The sequence below is a fragment of the Cylindrospermum stagnale PCC 7417 genome (genome assembly GCF_000317535.1).
In the GTDB taxonomy this organism is placed as follows: Bacteria; Cyanobacteriota; Cyanobacteriia; order Cyanobacteriales; family Nostocaceae; genus Cylindrospermum; species Cylindrospermum stagnale.
Window position 1 is genome coordinate 4,522,688 of record NC_019757.1, and the last position, 21,385, is coordinate 4,544,072.

The 21,385-nt window shown below is 41.3% G+C and carries 9 protein-coding genes; 5 read left to right on the forward strand and 4 right to left on the reverse strand.

What is annotated here, in order from left to right; genetic code table 11:
- Positions 1–126: 126 nt before the first annotated feature.
- From CYLST_RS18995 to CYLST_RS19005, 3 genes are all read left to right on the forward strand, one after another.
- Positions 127–1,221, forward strand: a complete 1,095-nt coding sequence (locus tag CYLST_RS18995) for a TIR domain-containing protein (protein WP_015209349.1) — start codon at positions 127–129, stop codon at positions 1,219–1,221.
- Positions 1,222–1,277: 56 nt separating this feature from the next.
- Positions 1,278–3,044: a CHASE2 domain-containing protein gene (locus CYLST_RS19000; protein ID WP_015209350.1), complete on the forward strand. Its 1,767-nt coding sequence runs from the start codon at positions 1,278–1,280 to the stop codon at positions 3,042–3,044.
- Between the two features lie 88 nt (positions 3,045–3,132).
- Positions 3,133–3,996 carry a DUF928 domain-containing protein gene (locus CYLST_RS19005; protein ID WP_245587403.1) on the forward strand — a complete coding sequence of 288 codons (864 nt, stop codon included), beginning with the start codon at positions 3,133–3,135 and terminating at the stop codon, positions 3,994–3,996.
- 69 nt (positions 3,997–4,065) lie between these two features.
- Here CYLST_RS19005 and CYLST_RS19010 read toward each other — a convergent pair whose 3' ends face one another.
- Genes CYLST_RS19010 through CYLST_RS32370 form a run of 3 tightly spaced genes read right to left on the reverse strand, consistent with a single transcriptional unit; the run spans position 4,066 to position 13,299 of the window.
- Positions 4,066–6,810, reverse strand: a complete 2,745-nt coding sequence (locus CYLST_RS19010) for a CHAT domain-containing protein (RefSeq protein ID WP_245587404.1) — start codon at positions 6,808–6,810, stop codon at positions 4,066–4,068.
- Between the two features lie 35 nt (positions 6,811–6,845).
- Complete coding sequence (locus CYLST_RS19015) at positions 6,846–9,026, reverse strand: ShlB/FhaC/HecB family hemolysin secretion/activation protein (RefSeq protein ID WP_015209353.1); 2,181 nt, start codon at positions 9,024–9,026, stop codon at positions 6,846–6,848.
- Positions 9,016–13,299 (reverse strand): two-partner secretion domain-containing protein, encoded by a 4,284-nt coding sequence (locus CYLST_RS32370; RefSeq protein WP_051056132.1) that lies wholly within the window; start codon positions 13,297–13,299, stop codon positions 9,016–9,018. The genes CYLST_RS19015 and CYLST_RS32370 overlap by 11 nt, the downstream gene beginning before the upstream one ends.
- Positions 13,300–13,782: 483 nt before the next feature.
- On the opposite strand from CYLST_RS32370, the gene CYLST_RS19025 reads away from it, so the two are divergent.
- The gene (locus tag CYLST_RS19025) at positions 13,783–14,235 is read left to right on the forward strand and encodes a hypothetical protein (protein WP_015209356.1); all 453 of its coding nucleotides are present in this window, start codon (positions 13,783–13,785) and stop codon (positions 14,233–14,235) included.
- A 7-nt stretch (positions 14,236–14,242) separates the two neighbouring features.
- On the opposite strand, the gene CYLST_RS19030 is transcribed toward CYLST_RS19025, so the two are convergent.
- Positions 14,243–15,451 (reverse strand): NupC/NupG family nucleoside CNT transporter, encoded by a 1,209-nt coding sequence (locus CYLST_RS19030; RefSeq protein WP_015209357.1) that lies wholly within the window; start codon positions 15,449–15,451, stop codon positions 14,243–14,245.
- 546 nt (positions 15,452–15,997) lie between these two features.
- Between CYLST_RS19030 and CYLST_RS19035 the strand changes: the two genes are divergently transcribed.
- Positions 15,998–21,370 (forward strand): trifunctional serine/threonine-protein kinase/ATP-binding protein/sensor histidine kinase, encoded by a 5,373-nt coding sequence (locus tag CYLST_RS19035; protein WP_015209358.1) that lies wholly within the window; start codon positions 15,998–16,000, stop codon positions 21,368–21,370.
- The last annotated feature ends 15 nt before the right edge of the window (positions 21,371–21,385 follow it).

Genomic DNA, 21,385 nt, shown 5'->3' on the forward strand with positions numbered 1-21,385 from the left:
AGAAAAAACATTTGCTTGAGGTGATTACCAAAAATAGGCGATCGCTTGTTTTTGTGGCACAATTGCACTGAAGATAGTTTGCCAGTAATGTTATGATTTGCAAATTACATAAACTACAATACTCCAGTGAAAAAAATACTGGTTCTAGCAGCCAATCCTAAAAACACTTCAGCCCTGCGTCTAGATCAAGAGTTGCGAGATATTGAGGAAGGATTGCGGCGTTCTCAACAACGCGATCAGTTTAGTCTGGAGCAAAACTTAGCAGTCCGTCCCAGAGATATCCAGAGAGCATTGTTAGATATTAACCCACAAATTATTCATTTTTCAGGACATGGTGCAAAGCAAGAGGGATTAGTATTTGAAGATGAAACTGGGAACTCTCAGCTAGTGAGTGGATCTGCACTGGCTGATTTGTTTGAACTATTTGCCGACCAGATTGAGTGTGTAGTGCTGAATGGTTGTTACTCACTAGTGCAGGCAGAAGCGATCGCACAACACATTAATTATGTCATCGGCATGAATCAGGCGATCAACGATAAAGCAGCCATTGAATTTGCAGTTGGTTTTTATGATGCTTTGGGAGCAGGACGTTCTATAGAGTTTGCTTATAAATTAGGCTGCGGTGCCATTCGTCTAGCGGGAATAGAAGCACAATTAACACCAGTTTTGCTCAAAAAACCGGAAATAGCCGCCTCCGTTCCTGCCAAACTTTCCCCCCTAGAAGTACCTCCTAACAAACTAGAAACTGTATCTAACCCAGAGAATAGAGCAATTGAAGTCTTTTTCTCTTACGCCCACGAAGACGAAAGATTGCGGAATGAACTAGCAAAACACCTCAAGCTTTTGGAACGACAACAGGTGATTAAAGCTTGGTTTGACCGTGACATTACAGCCGGGAACGAATGGGAAAAAGAAATTGAAAAGCAGTTGAATGCAGCCCAGGTAATCTTACTTTTAATTAGTCCTGATTTTCTGGCTTCAGACTTTTGCTGGAGTGTCGAATTAAAACGAGCAATGGAACGCCACGAAGCAAGAGAAGCCTGTGTAATTCCGATAATTCTGCGGGAGGTAGATTGGCACTCAGCCCCATTTGGCAAACTACAGGCATTACCCAAAAATGCCGAGCCAGTAACCAACTGGGCAAATCAAGACCAGGCATTTACAGATATTAGTAGAGGTATTACTAAGGTTGTGAAAGAGCTATTAGCCCGCAACTCTTAATCAATTTCTAGAAAAAAGGTCTTGAGAATAAACACTTGTAATCAAAACTCAGAGCTATGACTGAGGCAACGCAAAATCAAACACCAGAATCAATCGAAGTTTTCTTTTCTTACTCCCGCGAAGATGAAGAACTCCGCAAAAAGCTTACCGCCCACTTGAGTGCTTTAGAACGTGAGAAAGTAATCACCGCTTGGCACGACCGCGAAATTAGTGCAGGAACAGAACGTGATGAAGAAATTGAAAAGCATCTGAATTCAGCCCGTGTAATTCTGTTGCTGATTAGCGCCGATTTTATTGCTTCAGAGGATAATTGGCAGCGTGACGTAAAACGGGCTATGGAAAGGCACAAAGTTGGAGAAGCGCGTGTTATTCCCGTATTGGTTCGCGAATGCGATTGGGAAGGAACACCATTCAGTAAGCTGGAACCCCTCCCTAGCAATCGTAAAGCTATTGGCCGACCGGATAATGATGAAGCATTCACAGATGTTGCCAAAGGCATCCGCAAAGCTGTTAAGGAAATGACTTTTGGGCAGCAGCAATCTAAAGATACTATCCAACTGGCTAAAGGTCGGCTGCTCAAAATCCCTTGGATTAACCTCCGTAATTTACTCTTGAGAAGCATGGGGATAACTGTTCTGGTAGTAGTTATGCGCTGGTTGGCAATCCTTCAGGCATCAGAGCTTTATTTTTTCGATCAGATGATGAGAATGCAGCCAATTGAAGAGCAAGATAACCGTTTGTTAGTGATTGAAATTACTAAAAAAGATATTGATAGCCAGGATGGGACACGACAAGGATCATTGACAGATGAAACTTTATTAAACATTCTAAAAACGCTGCTAAAAAATCCGCAAAACCAGCCGCGAGTTATTGGTATAGACCTTTACCGTGATTTTGAAACTAAAACGCCAGATTTATCTAGTCTTCTAGAAAAGAACCCGCTTATTTTTGGTCTTTGTAATGCAGGCGATGACAGCGTCAAAAATGACGGTGTTGCACCAATACCAGAACTTCCGAGTACGCGGCTAGGATTTAGTGATTTCTTAGCAGATAGCGACGGGATTATTCGTCGTCAACTTCTCAGCATGGAAATACCTAAAGGCTCTCCTTGTTTATCTAAAGTTGATGGAAAGTTTATCGATACTGCCTTCGGCTTTCGGTTAGCTCAACGCTACTTAAATCAATCGGCTGATGATCTATTACCTAAATTTAAGCTACTTGATGCTAGTCATGGAGGCAGCTTTTTTACACTACTAGAAAATCATCTAGAGGGAGATCAGGTATTACTAAACTATCGTATTTCCTGTTCCGAAGACAATAAAACTAAGTGTTCTCCTGAGTTTGTAGCGCCGAGAGTTACTGTTGGAGACGTTCTGAAGCCTGATTTTCTGGATAGGTACTCTCTAAAAGACAAAATTGTTTTAATCGGACTAAATGAATATTCTTATGAGCTTCCTGTTTTAACTCCCTTTTCTTCAGCAACAAAGCAACCAGTACCTGGAGTAATTGTGCAAGCGCAAATGATCAGCCAGATTTTAAGTGCGGTTGAAGGTAAGCGTCCACTATTACAAGTCTGGTCTATTTGGTATGAGATAGTTTGGATTTTTGGCTGGTCATTACTTGGAGGCACTTTAGCTCAGTTTTATCGCTCAAAGCGAAAATTAATTTTCTCAGGAGGAATTGCCTTTACCAGTTTGTATATTATTTGCTTAGTCTTATTCAATTTATTGCCAATGAAACGTTGGGTGCCATTTGTACCTCCTGCTTTAACTTTTCTAGGCACAGGCGTAATAGTGGTATTTATCAGAATTCAAGAACAGTAATTTTCCTCAACTTACTAAATCATTACTTATGTTTCAAAACCAGTCATTTATAGCTCAGTTATTCAGAGTCACTATCAGTATTGTGCTTGTGTTTATCCTTGTTCTAGGTTATCCCTCACAAGCCCTAGCCCAAAATGGGAACCCCTTTCAAATTGCTTTACAGCAGTTAACGTCTTTGTTTGTCCCGCGAGGAAAAAATAGGGGGACACCTACCGGTCGAGTGCGCGGAGGAGCAGGTCGAGGCCAGTGTCCTGTAATTGCATCTAGCGATGAAACTCAACTTACTGCACTTGTACCCACAATATCAAATAGTTTAGACAAAGAGGCACTGCTATCAAAACAAAAGTCCTCTCAAATTGTTTGGGGTAAAACTTTTGAAGCATATCCAACTTTCTGGTTTTATATTCCTTATCAATATGAGGAATCTGAACTAGAGGCAAAATTTGTATTGCTGGATGAAGAAAAGAGTATTGTTACTGGGCCAATTTTTCTCAAACTCTCTAATCAAGATAATTTAGACCAGAAATCTAAAATTGCCAAATTTACTTTACCCAAACAGCAACCTTTAGAAATCGGTAAGGAATATAATTGGTACTTTTCGATTATTTGCGATGCTCGAAAGCCATCTAGAAATCCGGGTGTTACAGGCTGGATTCAAAGAGTTGAGTTGCCGATTCTACCACCAAAACAATACCTTTATTACGCTCAACAGGGGATTTGGTATGATACGGTGACGCGTCTTGCTGACAGTCGTGCAGCTATTCAACAGGCTCAAATAGATGATATCGCGCCGCTTAGTCGTGATAAGTCACTCATAACGCCAGTAAGCCAAATTCAAGAAGATTGGTTGGAGGTTTTCCGGTTGCTTAAATGGAGTGATGAAAAGCAGATTAATGAAATTGCTAATTCGCCCATTCTTGAGCTACTTCCTGATTCAGGAGCTGATATATAGCGGTTCTTACTTGGATGCAACACGTTGTAGGGGCACAGCATTGCTGTGCCCCTACGAATGGTATGTACTTTACAACCAATTACCTAACAAAATATAGGGTGCCCAATATCTTGGATGTTCACGACCAGGTGAATTTTTCAGTTCTATTTGAGCTTGTTGCAAGGCTTGCGCTTTTGTGAGATTTGGGTCAACAAGCTGCTTGTAAAACTTCTCAGTGAACTCAACGCTGATTTCATCGTCTAGTGACCATAAAGAAGCTACAGCACTGCGAGCGCCTGCTTGTACAGCTACTCCAGAAATGCCTAAGGTGGCTCGCTTGTCGCCAGCAGCGGTTTCACAGGCACTTAGCACCAGCAGTTCAATGGGTTCTGACTGATTTTGAGCTTGTTTGCGGAATAAATTCCCTACTTCTTTAACTACAATCTGTTCGTCTGAAGTTAAGAGAAATGTCTTTTCAGGACTAGAGCTAAATTCGCCATGTGTAGCTAAGTGCAGGACTTGAAAACTAGAAGTGTTGATTTCATTTTTGAAATTTTTTATCCTGAAATTTGTATCCAGGAGTGGGGAAACTGAAATATTAGCAGGATTAGCCTGTTTAATCGCGTCTAATTCTTTTTTTGCAAAGCGTAATTTGGGAAATTTTTGTTTGTCTTCTTCTGATTCTGGTTCAGTTAAACCAGCAGCTAAGACAGTTAGTGTTTTACCTTGGAGGAGTCGAGGGTTGGGAATTTCTAATCTTGGAGCTAGTGCGATCGCATATTTATCCACCAAATATTGCGGCTTACCTGCATCCTGACCGGAAACCAGTGCAGCCAAGGGGATATTTCGCAAATTGGTATCGAGAGCAAATACCAATGTATTGATATCTTTACTGAGATATTTTTCTGCTCCTTTCAGCAACCATCCGTATACTGTTTGACCTTCGTCTTTAACCGCATCAAAGGTGTACTCTTCTTCCAAGTCTATCTGTAACTGCCTAACTTGTCGCTCAACTTCTTTTCTCTCAATGAATGTACTGTAGTGTTTTAGCCCTTGATTTGCATCTTTGTTATTAGTTGAAGTTGTCGGGACTTTGACGATTACTTCTACTCTATCTTCTAAGACAATGGGATATAGAAAAGCGGTATTTTTGGCTTTTTCATCAATGATTTTATCAATTTCTTTAACGTCGTACTCTGGACAAGCTAGCCGCAAAAAATTCTCTAATTCAACTGATTGCAAAGAGGCGATAACTTGACGAGCTTGGGAAAGAGAATTTGCTGAAGGTTCTTTATTCCATAACAGCAAATCAACATACTCCCGATAGATACCTTCGATATCATTTTGAAAAGAAAATTGAGCATCTGGGCTACCTGTTGCTAACTCTCGACGCAGAGATTCTAGGGTTTTAAATGCTCCAGCATAAGCAGAACGTGCTTCTGGGAATTCTTTTTCTTTATCCTTTGTGTTAGCCTTTTCTCTAGCTGGAAGCTCACGTTTGTAGATGCGCCCTAGTTGCCATTGCCACTGATACATTATATCTGGCGAGGGAATGGATTGAGCTAGGAGTAAAGCTTTGCGAGTTTGGGTTTTAGCTAATTCCCATTTTTGGTTTTTTTCATATAGCTTACCAAGATATCCTAGGGCATAGGATTGTGCTTTTAAATTGTTCTGATTTTTGGCTTGGTCAATTGTAGTATTGAGAAATGATTCTGTTTTTTGATCTATACCTGGCAAAGCCTGAAATCGTATTAAGCTACGGGCAAAGTTGAGTCTGGTGTAAAGTGCTGTATGACTTGGTGGTAATTGCTCAATTTGCTGTTGAAGATTATCAATCTGTTGTAACTGATTTTGGTTAGATAAGTTCTGATTTACCCAATTACGGATTTGATTAGGAAGTTGGGATTGATCATCGGTTAATTGCTGGGAGCAATTCTCTGTTTGTTTACGTTTAACAAAATAGTTAGGTTGAAAGACTCGCTCTAAAAGATTGCGGTTTTTCTTGGGTTTATCCTGAGTCTCTTTTTGAATTTTGTTGAGCCAATCTTTGGTATCTAATCGCAGACTCAATTGATTTAGCTGTGCCTGTAGTGGAATAATGGAGGGGGAATTTGAGCTAGTTTCGTTTATTGCTTTTTGGTAAGCTTCTTGAGATGTGTAAGCATTGATAATTGCACAAACAAGATTTTCCTCAGATTGAGTGCGACTATATAAGTCTTGTTCTTTATTACTTAAAGCCCGTCTGGTATTGCCAATATCAAGCCAAGTTGCTGTTTGGTCTTGAGATTGTGTCATTTCTAAACTCAATTTCAAGACTTCATGAGATAAGTCTAGTTCACCAATTCCTCTGAGGATATTGCCAAAGCTGCGTAAGCCTGTAATTTTGGCTGGAGAATCGGCTTTTTGTTTTAGTGTGCTGAAGAAAATTTTTTGTTTTATCTCATTTTGTAAGAGGCTAGTGCAGTCTTTTTCTCCATAAATTTGCACTAGGGTATTACAGGCTCTGGGGTATAGTCCTAAAGCTTGCTCGGCTTGAGCTAGGTTAATTTGATTATTGATGATTTCAGTATTATTGCCGTTTTGGCTGTAGGTATCTGTGGCTTTTTTCCAACAATCTATGGCTGCGTCAAAGCGTCCTTGTTCGTAACTAATTCTGCCATTTTCACTTAACTTTTCGGGGCTGAGATTTGGTGTACTGGTACAAATCAATTGTGTTGCGTTTGGTTTTTTAGCGATCGCCATTTGCTGAGAAAATGCCTGAATGCTCAAGGCGATCATTAGCCCCAAAAGAGCTAGCAGGACTGTGGTGATGAAGCGCTGGTTTAGTTTCTGCATGGAGATATAACGATAGAGTTGGAGAAGTCTGCGTTTTAGAAGGGGTTCCATAAGACAGATAAATACAAACCGTCTTCTTGTTGAGTTCTGCCACCCGAATCAACAGATACAATGGGAATTCCCCAATCAAAACGGGCATTTAGGCGATCGCTTAACTGAAATCGCAAACCAACTCCAGCAGAGGCCAAAAAGTCAGTTTCAATGTCTGCACCCCCAGAGTTATTCCAAGCTGTACCAAGATCGACAAAAGGGACAACCTGTAAAAGTGCTTGCTGTTTACGAAGCCGGAGAATTGGTAAACGGAGTTCAACTGAGCCAAAAGCACCGTTATCAGCCAATAAGAGATCCTGACGATATCCTCTGATGCTGGCTTGGCCACCGAGTCCAATTTGCTCTGAAGATAACAGCCTTCTGTCTGCTAATTGCACATCACCCCGGATGAGTAAGATGGTATCTGGGGCTAAAAGGCGCACTAATTGAGCTTGTCCTCGCCAAGCAAAAAAGCGGCTGTCGGGTTCATCATTGTGATTAATGGTGGCATCCAGGGCATCAAGTCCCAAGCTAAACTGTGAGCGGAGTGCAAAAACTGAGCGATCGCCTCTTTGGGTAAATTCTTGAAAGAAACGCAGTGCTGTAACCTTAGTCCGTCCTTTGTCATCAGCCCCTGGAGAGAGGGGAAAGCCGCCAGTATCTTTAAATCCTAAAAAAGTTTGACTTTCCCGATGGGCTGCGGTAAGTCCCAGAGCTAATTCTTGTCTAGGAGTTTGAATCACTGGATGACGCAGAGTTAGTTGATATTCACTGGAATTAGAGGAAATATCAAGCTCGTCAAAGGGTTCCTCAATCACATTATTGCTGGAGTAACCATAGTTGAAGCTCAGGGTAGTATTTTGGGAACTAAGCGGTAAGGTGTAGCCCACATCCACTTGATTACTACCATCGGTGTTGGCGTAGCGGAGATTGACACCATCGCCGATTCCTAGTAAGTTACCTTCTCTCAGTTGAATACTGCGTTGGAAACTGCCGACGCTTGGTGAGCGGTTATTATCAAGACTGATTTGGGTGTTAAAGCTTCTGGCCTCTTTTACCTTCACCAATAGCAAATTGCTCCCAAAGCTAGAGCCTGTAGATAATTCCGCCGATAAACTTTCAATGAGAGGATTGAGTTGTAAGACTTGCAGTGCTTCGAGGAGGCGATCGCGATTTAGGGGTTTTTGATTAGCCCGTTGTAACCGACTGCGAATATAGTTCGGATTTAATCGCTGATTTCCAATGATTTTGATATCTTCTAAGCTACCCTCAGCCAGTTGAATCGTGACGACACCGCCACCAGGGGGAAGGGCTTGTTCAGGAATCAGCGCCCCAGAGGTGATGTAGCCTTTATCAATATAAAACTGCGTAATTGCCGAACGCGCCTCTAGCAGTTGAGCAAAGGTGATTTCTACCGGCGGATCTGCCTCAGTTCTGGGAAGCCTTTGACATTGAGCTTCATTACTGGGAAGCGGCGGACAAAATCTATTATCCCCACCCGCCAATAAACCTTTTTCAATCGCTAGTAAGAGTTGTTCGTCTTTAAAAACAGTACCCCCCACAAATTCAAACTTAGTCACCAAAAACTTCTCAGGAACTGCCGTCGGGGCTTCCTCAGTTGGTTGAGTTGGTTGGATAGGGAGCAAATCTTGTGGAGAAGAAGGTGATGGAACCTGCCGCTGTTGAGAAGGTAGAGACGGAGGAGGAACAACATCTTGGGGCGGGGGCAAAGTTTGCGGTAAGTTAGGCGGGGCAGTAACTTGAGCCACTTCCATAGCGTAGGCAGTGATTGAACTGGGTAGACACAGCCCCAGTGTGAGGATGGTCAGAAGCAGCTTAGGGTATGTTTTCCAACTGCTGAATCTTGGAAGATCCCCCCAACCCCCACCAGTTGCCTTACAGCGATTTTTCGGTAAATAGACCCCACTGTAGGGGCACAGCACTGCTGTGCCCCTACGACAGATGTGGTTCAAATAAATGAAACCTGCTGTAAACAGCGGGGCTTTGGAGGGTGCTTTTTTCTTTTTGGGAAGGGGGGATTTAGAAGTTTGAGAACTGATGATATCAACATTGAAGAGATAAGTGCCTTCTGGCAACATATCTCTTTCAAAGGGGGTAAGAGGGGGTTTAGAAGCTTGAGAACAAACCTTACCCTCGTGGAGATTTTGGAAAGACTTATTTTGCATTGCAGCTTGTGAACCTCTGCCAAGAACTATAGGAAGCGAGTTTAGTGGGGTTAGCGGTGAGCAGAATTTCGCCATTGGGGCCGATGTTGACACCTTGAGCCTCTACAGTGGCTACTGAAGCGGAATCTGGGAAACTGCTTTGTGCTGGGTTATTAGCTGCTGCATTGCCCACAAGAACATCACTGTTGAGTGCCGAATCAGGGCTTGGTGGCAAACCTCCCCGTCCGGTGACAACAAATTGGCTACTTGCCTGTTGTCCACCCACTGGGCAACTCTGAGCGATTAATTTTGAAGAATCACCCAATTCTTCTGGTAACTGAATTAATCCCTTGCTGGGGTCTACATTGGGTATAGCCAGTGAAACAATGCCTGCTGAACCTTGCTCTGAAGAGGCAGTGATATCATTGGTGTTATCAGTTGCTTGTTTTCGGAATTCAGTGCCGTAAATACCCAAGGGTTCAGCTTTAATAGCAACGACACCACCTTTTCCTCCTTGAGCATTCGCAGTGATGTCACTACCATTTTTCCCTGTTGGTGGAAGTACAATAAGTAGTCTAGTGTTGATAGCTACGTTACCACCATCAGCATTGTTTCCGGCGTTAGCAGCTATTCGGCTTTCGTTACCCATAAGGAGGAAATCAAGAGGAGAACCAGGTAATACTTCTCCTCTGAGCTTCTCTTCTGCTATCAATGAAAGTAACGCTGAATCCAGTTTTTCTATCCTATTATTAAGTTCATTTAGCGTATTTTCATCCACTGATTCTGGATTTTGTAATAGCTGAAATAAAGTATTAATCACAACTGGATCTGATAGTAGGATAATATTTCCCCCATCCTTCTGATTTTCAACAGTTTCTCCAGTTGTAGCAATGAAGGCTCCATTATTCAGCAAAACTTTCTTTGCTAAAATTGTCAGGTTTCCTGCCTGTCCTTTTGGACTGCTAACAGTAATTTCTGCTCCTTTTTCAACCCTTAACTCATTTGTCAAGATTCCTATTGCGCCCGCAATTCCTTTTTCTTGATCTGCTTTAGCGAATATGCCTTCACTAAGTTTTGTTGTATCGGAAAAATCTCTGAGTTGATCATTGGTAGCTGTACCGCTGACAACAACTTTTGGAGCAAATACAACAACACTACCAGCATTTCCTTCTCCAGAAGTGCTGGTTGACACTTGAGCGCCATTAGTTATGGACAACGAACCAGAAGTGATAACAATTTCTCCAGCATCACCTTTTGCCCCTGGCTGAACATCGCTGTTAATTAAACTGCCTTGCCCTTCTATCTTCACCTCACCTGTGACATTAATGTTGATTTTCCCCGGCTCCTTCCCTCCCTGTCCAGCTGGCTTGCCATCCTGTCCTTGACGAATCAAGGTTTGCAGTTGAGCGCCATTAGTTAGGGAGAGTGAAGCAGCTGAGATGTCGATTGTACCTGCATTGCCTACACCCCCGTCTTCTACAGTACTGAAAGCAGTACTACCATCAAATTGGACAGTATCAGTGTCATGAATCTTGATATTACCTGCATTTCCTATACCCTTAGTAACAGTTTGCAGTTGAGCGCCACCAGTTAGGGAGACTGAAGCAGCCCTGATATCGATGTTCCCACCATTTCCCTCACCCCCTGCTTCTACATTACTGAAGACGGTAGTGCCTGTACCTGCAAGGGAAACAGAATCTTTAGCAGACAAAAATATACTGCCCGCATCTCCTTTTCCAAAAGTGCTGGCAGACAATTGAGCGCCTCCAGTTAGGGAGACTGAAGTAGCCCTGATGTCGATGTTGCCACCATTAATACGTTTTGAATCATCATCAAATGATACTTGAGTTAAAGTAGTCAAAAAAGAGTTGTTAATCTCAATGTTTCCATTTTTGGAAGTAATATTAATATTTCCTGAATTAGTAGAAATACTAGGTTCGGGTAAATTGCTTGGAGTTTGGGCGGTCAAATTAGCGTTTGTGATAGACACATTATTGCCAGCATTAATATCAATTATTCCAAAATATCCATTGCTGATGATACCAAGACCAAGATATTTTCCTTGTTCATCATTTTCTGGACTGTTAGTTATTTCAATTTTTCCTTCTGCTGCATTTATTCTAATATCTCCTGCATAATTAGAACCAGTGTTAGTGGTACTCAATTTCACTTTATCCAAAAACACTGATCCTTGTGATGATTCAAGTCTGATTATGCTGAAACCTTGATCATTACTATTACTATTACTAGTAGATATAATGTTTACTGGTTTTTCAGTATCACCAGCCGTAATATCACCACGAGCCTTGAGAGTAATATTTCCAGCAACCCCATTTCCTTCACTAATTTGTGATAACAGACTGCCACCAATTTTAATTTTTCCATCAGCAATAAGTCTGATATCACCAGCAATTCTGTTATCTGAAGTAGTATCTTTTCCAATCTCAGTAAATATTTCTCCATTAGTAGTGATATCACCTCGTGAATCAATATCAACATCACTGTATGTAGAAATTAATCCTGTTTCAATTGACCCTGGTAGTGCATTTGGATTGTATTGATTAGTTATAAGTATCTGCCCAGTGTTACTTTGTTTTCCAGATAGATTGTAGATATTTCCTATTTCGATGTTCGCGCTTGTTGGCTGGCTACTATCAGTTGGGTTAACAATTCCTGGGATGGGATCTGGTGTGAGTCCTGGAATACCGATCGCATCTGCATGCACACCTGCCCGAATATCCAGGGTTGGAAATGCTACACCATTAATCTCGACTGATGAAGTTCCATCTGGTAGTGTTTGTGATAAAGGTACTGTCTCAACAAGTCCATTCGCTGGATTTGTTTCTGCACCCGTAATGTTAACGTTGCCGGCAATTGTCACACTCCCGCCGGCGAGAATGTGTAATGAAGCTCCTTCATAGCTGTCAAAACTCACATCTCCGGCGGCGCGAATAATGGGATCATCAGGACTGAATAAACCGCCTAAGCTGCTATCCATTTGCTCAATGCGAAAACTCCCACCAGCCCAATAGTGAGCATCACCACCCACAGTGTTAGCCGATCGCAAAATCATATCCCCTCCCGAAACCAAACCACTGGAGGAATTGTTTAAAGCAAAAATATCAACTCCTTGCTTACCCTGAACTAATAATTTCCCCCCAGCTTGGGCTACAAAGGGATTCGCAACAGTATCCCGCACTCGCACTGTATCCCCAGCCAACAAATTCAAATCACCGGTTGTATTTAACTGACTCTCTACCAAAGTTAAATTCTGCTGGGCTGTAAGTGTCGCAGTTTGGGCGGAAACGTTTTTGGCTACTACATCACCATCCCCCACAGACAAGCCAGAACCCGCCAACTCTACATTTCCGTCACTTTTCACCGTCAGTTCTGGCAGGGATATTTGATTATTCTCTGTCAACAATTTAGCTAGAGAAGATTTCGTCTGTGATGAATTTCCCGCTGTTGATGAAGTATCAATATTCAGTAATTGCCCTGATGAATTCAGATTTACCACACTCCCACCAGGAACTGCTGCAACTGCAATCTGTCCGAATGGTGCTGATAAATTGCCTGTACTCGCAACTGTACCCCCTAGCAAGGTGAGGTTTTGCCCTGTACTCACTGCTAAATTCCCGGAATTTGCGATCGCATTTGGTTGCGCTTGATTAAATTGCACTCCCAGTGGTACTGTCACCGCTAGCAATGGCGCACCTGTCGGATTAGTCGCACTAAATTCTTTCCCATCGCCAAAATTAAAGCTGTTGGCTGTACTGGCTAAAAACGAACCCCCCAAATCTAATGAAGCGTTGGGGCCAAAAATAATCCCGTTGGGGTTGAGCAAAAATAAGTTCGCATTTCCCAACACACCAAGCTTTCCAGCAATATTTGAGGCATTATTCCCCGTTACCCGACTGAAAATGCTCTCAATTCCCGTCGGATTGCTGAAATAGGCTCCCCGTCCGTTGTTGACGTTAAATTCGCTAAAACTGTGGAAGAGTTGGGCACCGCGCGTTGCACCGCCATCAATGCGATCGCTCAACACACCTTTAATATCCACATTTGGTGTCACCACCGAAGATTCAGCACCAAGGGTATTATCAGGATTAATTTGGGCTATCGCATTATTTCCCGAAAAGATTGCCCCACCAATTGCCGTCAAAATCATCCCTACTTGCCCTATCTTGCTCCTAGCACGCAAAGCAAGTTTAACCAAGTTTTCCGGGCGAATTTTTGCCCCCTCCCAAAATCCGGATGATTTGGGCAAGCGGCAATATTTATTTGTGGTTTTCATGAGTTTAGCTGCCAAACAGAACATAAAATTTTTCACTGCAACCCTTAAAACACAAGGATTACAGCGATATATAACAATTCATTTGTAAGCACAGTGACTGACTTACTTTCATGAATTGAAACCTGAGGTGATGAAGTTTATATGCTGTGCTAAAACGGTCTTGGAGGTAGTGCTTAATGCGATTGCATGGAGCGATCGCAACCCGGATTTTTAGTCAATTAAAAAGTCAAATTTTCACAGCAATTTCGGAGATATTAACACGATATTCCCCTAAAAGCAAGCAACAAATAACAGTAAATTAGATGATTTAAAAATGCAGATCCTTCCGGTTTTATACTCTGGAAAAAGAAAAATAGGAGTGGCTTTTGAAAGCTTTCATTTTGACTAACGCCCAGCGTCTCCCAAGCCGAGCGGCTTTTGTTAGTCTGGGCATTCAGCAAAACTCAAGATATAACCAAAAAGAGGTAGTGCTGGATCTAACAGGTGAAAAAACGTCCCATAATTTACATATTATTTACACTTAGCTTAATTGCTCTTTTAGGCGGTTCTTACGCCTGGAAGCAATTACCGTTATTTCCTTGCCAGCAACGGGGATTTATTGCCGACAACCTGACAAAATACTACATTCATCCTGAGAAAATAGTGATTGAACCTTGGCGCGGTCGGCATCATGTATACGGTATATTCATGATTCCCAATGGATATATGCGTGACCGCATGATAACCGTAAATATATCAGAAAAGCAGACTTACTGTGGAAATCTGCTATTTCCTAGCAATACCTATGCTGGTATTGATGCCAAGCCTGGACATTACCTAATGAAGGGATATTTGCAAACTCGCACAGCCCTAGGGCTAATTTTTCAAGGCAAAGCAAATCAGCTACAACAGCCCAGTAACTGGAGTTTGGGTTATATCAAAGAAAACCAAAAATGATTCCTCTTCACACCAGCATCCCTGCAATACAAGCAGTGATAAAACTGGCAAGTAAGCCGCCAATCATGGCTCTTACACCCATGCGAGCTAAATCTTGTTGGCGGTTTGGTGCGATCGCCGCAATCCCGCCAATAGTAATTCCAATCGAGCCGATATTCGCAAAATTACATAAAGCATAAGTCGTAATAATGGCTGCACGTTGGGAAATCTGCTGTTTCTCAATTAGTTTCCCCAAATCCACATAAGCCAGAAACTCATTGAGGATAGTCTTTTTACCCAATAACGCCCCAACTTGTCCACAATCAGCAAAAGGTACACCCATCAACCACGCCACAGGAGCCATAATCAAAGACAATATCCACTCCAACGACAGTTGCTGTAAACCAACAAGCGCCCCCAACCATCCCAGCAGAGCATTCACAGCAGCCAACAACCCCAAAAAGGCAATAATGACTACGGCAACGTTAACGGCTAACTTGACGCCGTCAATCGCTCCCGTAGTAGCCGCATCAATCACATTCACATAATTGCTCTTGATTTCCATCTGGGATTTACCAGTAGTTTCCGATATTTCCGTTTCTGGATAAAGCAATTTTGATACTACTAATGAAATAGGAGCGCTCATAAAGAAAGCCGCAATCAGATGTTCTGCTGGGATACCAAAGGAGAGATAAGCGCCTAGTACCCCACCAGCAATTGTGGCAAAACCACCAGTCATGACTGCATGGAGTTCTGATTGCGTCATGTTGGCTATATAAGGTTTAACCATCAGCGCTGATTCTGTGGGCCCCAAGAAGATATTACCAGCACAAGATAAAGACTCAGAACCTGATGTTTTCATCGTCTTCATCAACCCCCAAGCCAGTAGATTCACCACCCGCTGCAAAATGCCGTAATGATACAAAACACTAATAAATGCAGAGAAAAAGATAATTGTCGGTAGCACTTGAAAGGCAAAGAAATGATCTTTGAAATTTTCGCCAAAGACAAATTTGGCACCGACATCAGAAAATGCTAAAAAATTACTGACTATATCCCCCAGTGACTTAAACACATTCAAACCCCAGGGAGTTTTGAGAATCGCCAGCGCCAAGACAAACTCCAAACCTAACCCCCAAGCGACTGTTCGCCAACGTACAGCATGGCGATTGATCGAGAAAGCGTAGGAAATGCCAATAAAAATCAAGATTCCCAAGGCGGAAATGGCGCGTTCCATGTCGACTCCCAAAAATAAATGCATTATTCATAACTGTAGAGACTGTACAGTACAGTCTCTACGGAATTTATCTGGCACAACTCAAATAAAGTTAGTATAATATTTTACGATGCAAATGACCGTATAAAAGTTTCCTACGATATTCATGAAGGTGCTGATCAAGTAATTTTCATGAATCACATAAGTAGAGCAACGTAAATAATTAAAGGTTTGTAGTGAGGGCTTCAGCCCTACTTTGAGGGCTGAAGCCCTCACTACGAGCTAATTCCAATATTTTTTACTTTACAAAACATAGTTTGATTTATTTTTGCCTACTTACTTAGGATTGCTATGGATAAACACGGTTAATTCATCGTCATGACCCCGTGGTAAGAACTTTGTTTTATTCACTACCGGGAAATTACCCTGACAAATTATTGATTGATCCCGGAAAATCGCCGACTAAAATTTTCTCATAAAGTTTTTCCCTAAATGTTAAGCCCACCCGTTAAGTGGGAACCATCAATGTAAATCAAAATAAATTAATTTTGCCGAGAGAAAAAGTTTATGGTGTCTTTAACTGGTTATCAAATACATGAGCTAATTTATTCAGGCTCCAGAACCCTAGTGCATCGTGGCATTAGAGAATCAGACAAAAAACCAGTAGTCATCAAACTGTTGCGGCGTGAGTATCCCACCTTTAACGAACTTGTGAGGTTCCGCAATCAGTACACCATTGCCAAGAACCTCAATTTTGATGGTATTGTCGAAACCTATAGCCTGGAACACTATGAAAACAGCTATGCTTTAGTGATGGAAGATTTTGGTGGAATTTCTCTCCAGGAATATACTGCCAACTATACCCCCAACCTCTCGGATTTTCTCGACATTGCGCTTCAAATCGTCTCTATTCTCGATAGATTGTATCGCCATCGAGTGATTCACAAAGATATCAAACCTGCCAATATTTTGATTAACCCCGCGACAAAAGAGGTAAAACTGATTGACTTTAGTATTGCCTCTTTACTTCCGAGAGAAACACAAACCCTCACCAGTCCGAATATTTTGGAAGGGACACTGGCATACCTATCACCCGAACAAACTGGAAGAATGAACCGGGGAATTGACTACCGCAGCGACTTTTATTCCTTGGGTGTCACCTTTTTTGAATTTCTCACAGGACAGTTACCTTTTGCTGCTGAGGACCCGATGGAGTTGGTCTACTGTCACTTAGCAAAGCTTCCCCCACAAGTCCATAGCCTGAATCCTGACATTCCGCCAATTCTTTCTGAGATCATTAGCACACTGATGGCGAAAAATGCCGAAGACCGCTATCAGAGTGCTTTGGGGTTGAAGCATGACTTAGAAACTTGTCGGTGTCAATGGCAAGAGACTGGCATCATAGATGAGTTTAAGCTAGGAGTGCGGGATATTTGCGATCGCTTCCAGATTCCAGAAAAACTCTATGGTCGGGAAACAGAAGTAGCAACCTTACTCGCGGCATTTGAACGGGTGGCACAGGGAAGCACCGAAATGATGTTAGTAGCGGGTTTCTCTGGTATTGGTAAAACTGCCATTGTTAAAGAAGTCCACAAACCGATTGTGCGACAACGGGGTTATTTTATTAAAGGCAAATATGACCAATTTCAGCACAACATTCCCTTTTCGGCGTTTGTACAAGCTCTCAGTGACTTAACTTGGCAATTACTAAGTGAAACTGATGCTCAGTTACAACAGTGGAAAACTAAAATTCTGGCAGCACTAGGTGAGAATGCTCAAGTAATTATCGAAGTGATTCCCGGACTAGAAAAAATTATCGGACAACAACCGCCAGTAAGAGAACTTTCGGGGAGTGCTGGACAAAATCGCTTCAATTTACTATTTCAGAAATTCATCCAAGTTTTCACCACCAAAGACCATCCCTTAGTAATCTTTCTGGATGATTTACAATGGGCAGACTCAGCATCTCTAAAGTTGATGCAATTGCTGATGACTGAAACATCTACTCCCTATTTATTACTAATTGGTGCTTATCGTGATAATGAGGTTGAGCCAACACATTTGTTGATGTTGACATTAAGCGAGATTAAAAAAACTAGAGCCATCATTAATAGTATTACCCTAAAACCGCTCAATCTAACAGATTTAAATTACCTCATCGCTGATACTCTTAATTGCTCGCTAGAAATTGCCGTACCGTTTACAAAACTCGTTTATCAAAAAACAAAGGGCAATCCTTTATTTGCTAATCAATTTCTCAAATTCCTGCATGAAAATAAATTAATTAGTTTTAACTTCAATGTAGGCTATTGGCAATGTGACATTGCTCAAATCAAAGAATTAGCACTTACAGACGACGTGGTTGAGTTTATGGCACTGCAATTGCAAAAGTTACCACGAGCCACTATCGAAGTATTAAAGTTTGCTGCTTGTATTGGCAACGAATTTGATTTAGCAACTCTCGCTATTGTCTATGAAAAATCTCAATCAGAAACAGCAGTTGACCTGTGGAAAACATTACAAGAAGGACTGGTTATTCCCACCAGTGAAGTTTACAAGTTTTTTCAATCTGAGTCATATATCAATGAACTTCAACAACTAACAGTCTGTTACAAATTCCTTCATGACAGAGTACAACAGGCTGCTTACTTGCTAATTCCCGAAGGACAGAAAAAAGCAACACATCTAAAAATTGGACAACTCCTGTTGAAAAACACATCATTTAGAGAAAAGGAAGATCATATCTTTGCAATTGTTAATCAGCTTAATGTTGGAGCGAATTTAATCACCAATCAATTAGAAAAAAAGGAACTGGCTCAACTCAATCTGATAGCAGGACACAAAGCTAAGTCAGCCACTGCTTATGAACCAGCAGTTAGGTATCTGAATGCTGGATTAGAAATGCTGTCGGCTGATAGTTGGCAGTGTCAGTATGATTTAACACTGAAACTCTACATCGAAACCATCGAAGCGGAATATTTAAATATTAACTTTGAGCGCTCAACTAACCTGACTAAAGTTGCTCTACAAAACACAAATACTCTGCTTGATCAGGTTAAGTTATATGAAGCTCAAATGCAGATTTATATCGCTCAATTAGAGATGGTTAAAGCCGTCGAACTTGGGTTGATAATTTTAGGAAAGTTAGGTATTTCTCTGATAAGTTTAGAAGGAGATGATAGCTTAGTTGTAGAATTGCCCAATATAGCTGAACTTGAAGAAATATGGGTGATGACTGATCCCTATAAACTGTCAGCAATGCAGATTTTAAAAATTCTGTCTGCTCCTGTTTTTATGGCCAAGCCAGAAATTTTTCCACAAATCATCATTACAATGGTCAATCTCTGTATTGAACATGGTAATTCAGCTTTATCTTCGTTTGCCTATGGTTTTTATGGTTTGTTACTATCTGGAATCGGCAAATTAAACGATGGATATCATGCTGGAAATATTGCTTTAAAATTATTAGATAAGTTTGATGCTAGAGAACTCAAAGCCAGAGTTTACAATTTGTTTAATTCCAATATTAGAACCTGGAAAGAACATGCTAAGAATAGTGTTGCTTCTCTACGAGAAGGGGTACAAAGTGGGTTGGATACAGGAGATATTGAGTGGGGCGGTTATTGTGCTGCTAACCTATGTAGTTACCTATTTTTCTCCACAGACAAACTGGAATTAGCTGTTCAGGAACAAGCAATATATATAGATATTTGCATAAAAATCAAACAAGAAATACCTATTCATTTTTCTCAAGTATGGCGACAACTAGGTTTGAATTTGCAAGGATTATCTGAGGATAAATGTTTATTAATTGGCGATAGCTTTGATGAAGCTCAAATTCTACCTCGTTTAATTGCTGCCAAAAGCGGCACAGTGTTATTCATTTTTTATGTAGCCAAAACAATTCTGCTTTACCACTTTAAAGATTATGACCAGGCTTTGAAACAAGTGAAGTTAGCGGAGGATATGGCAGGATCTGCATTTGGTTTTATGCAAGTTGTCATTCTCAACTTCTATCACTCATTGGCGCTGCTTGGCAATTATTCCCAAGTAGAAATTCCTGAGAAACAAAAGTACTTAAAGCAAGTTGAAATCAATCAAGAAAAAATGAAATTTTGGGCAGAGCATGCACCAATGAATAATCAGCATCGGTACGATTTAGTAGAGGCAGAAAAGGCGCGAGTAATTGGTCAAAATTGGGTAGCGGCTGAGAAATATGATCGCGCGATTGCTGGAGCAAAACAAAACGAATATATCCAAGAAGAAGCCCTCGCTAATGAACTCGCTACCCAATTTTATTTGAAATGGGGCAAAGAGAAATTTGCCCAAATCTATTTGACAAATGCCTACTACTGCTATGCTCTCTGGGGTGCTAAAGCCAAAGTTGATGACTTAGAAAAACGTTATACTCAATTACTTGCCCCTATATTGCAACCGGAAAAAAATCGCCTCAATACTAGCGAAAGTCTCTCTACTTCTAGTAGAACTTCCCAACATACTTTTAGCGATGCTCAAACCATTTCATCTAGCAGCACAAGTATTTCCGAAGCTCTAGATTTAGCAAGTGTTCTCAAAGCTTCTCAAGCCTTGTCTAGTGAAATTCAGCTAGAGAAGTTACTCTCTAGATTAATGCAAGTGGTGATGGAAAATGCAGGTTCTGAAAAATCTGTACTGATTTTGCTGAAGCATAATAGTTGGGTGATAGAAGCGATCGCCACAGTCGATCAAGCACCAACTATTATGCAATCTATCCCCATCGAATTCAGCGAAGATATCCCTCTTAACCTGATTAACTATGTCAAAAATACCTTAGAAACATTAGTGGTATATGATGCAACTGAAAAAACTTCTTTTGCTTCTGACGTTTACATTATTCGACATCAACCTAAAAGTTTACTGTGTACCCCAATTCTCCATCAAGGGAAGTTGATTGGCATTCTTTATTTAGAAAATAATCTGATTGCTGGGGTATTTACAAATGATCGCCTCACCGTCCTCAAACTCCTCTGCTCCCAAGCTGCTATTTCCTTAGAAAACGCTCGTCTTTATCAGCAGTCACAAGAGTATGTTCAAAAGCTAGAATTTTCTCTGGTTGAGTTGAAGGAGATGCAATTACAACTGGTGCAGAGTGAGAAGATGTCTGCATTGGGGAATTTAATTGCGGGTGTAGCCCACGAAATTAACAACCCTGTGGGATTTATTGCGGGTAATATACAACCTGCTATTGACTCGATTGGGGATTTATTTCAGATTATCGACCTCTATCAGCAACAATTTCCTGCGCCGGGTGCAGAAATTGAGGCGGAAATTGCAGAAATTGATTTGGAGTATCTGCGCGAAGATTTGCTCAAACTGATTTCTTCGATGAAACTTGGTACTGACCGCATTCGCAGTATCAGCAACAGTTTACGTACATTTTCGCGAGTAGATCAAGAGTACAAAGTTGCTTTCAATATTCACGAAGGCATTGACAGCACAATTTTGATTCTCAAGCACCGCTTAAAAGCATCAGAAACTCGTCCCGCTATTCAAATAATCAAAGACTACGGAAATTTACCGCTTGTAGAATGTTTCCCTGGTCAACTCAATCAGGTATTTATGAATTTGCTGGCAAATGCTATTGATGCTTTAGAGGAGTCTAATGTTGGGATGAACTTTCACGAGATTAAGGATCATCCTAATGAAATTAAGATTCAAACTTGCCTGAGTGAGGAGCAAGAACATGTTTTGATTCGGATTCGTGATAATGGCATAGGAATGTCTGTGGAGGTAAAACACAAGGTTTTTGATCATTTATTCACAACTAAAGCTGTTGGTAAAGGTACGGGCTTAGGATTAGCGATCGCCCGTCAAATTGTTGTGGAAAAACACGGTGGCACTTTGGAGGTAAATTCTGTACAGGGACAGGGTTCGGAATTTGTGGTTCAAATTCCGATTTAAAATTAGGTAGGAGTT

Coding starts and splice junctions, on each gene's coding strand:
- CYLST_RS19000 (WP_015209350.1), top strand. CDS start 1,278: ATGACTGAGGCAACGCAAAATCAAACACCAGAATCAATCGAAGTTTTC.
- CYLST_RS19010 (WP_245587404.1), bottom strand. CDS start 6,810: ATGCAGAAACTAAACCAGCGCTTCATCACCACAGTCCTGCTAGCTCTT.
- CYLST_RS19015 (WP_015209353.1), bottom strand. CDS start 9,026: ATGCAAAATAAGTCTTTCCAAAATCTCCACGAGGGTAAGGTTTGTTCT.
- CYLST_RS32370 (WP_051056132.1), bottom strand. CDS start 13,299: ATGAAAACCACAAATAAATATTGCCGCTTGCCCAAATCATCCGGATTT.
- CYLST_RS19030 (WP_015209357.1), bottom strand. CDS start 15,451: ATGGAACGCGCCATTTCCGCCTTGGGAATCTTGATTTTTATTGGCATT.
- CYLST_RS19035 (WP_015209358.1), top strand. CDS start 15,998: ATGGTGTCTTTAACTGGTTATCAAATACATGAGCTAATTTATTCAGGC.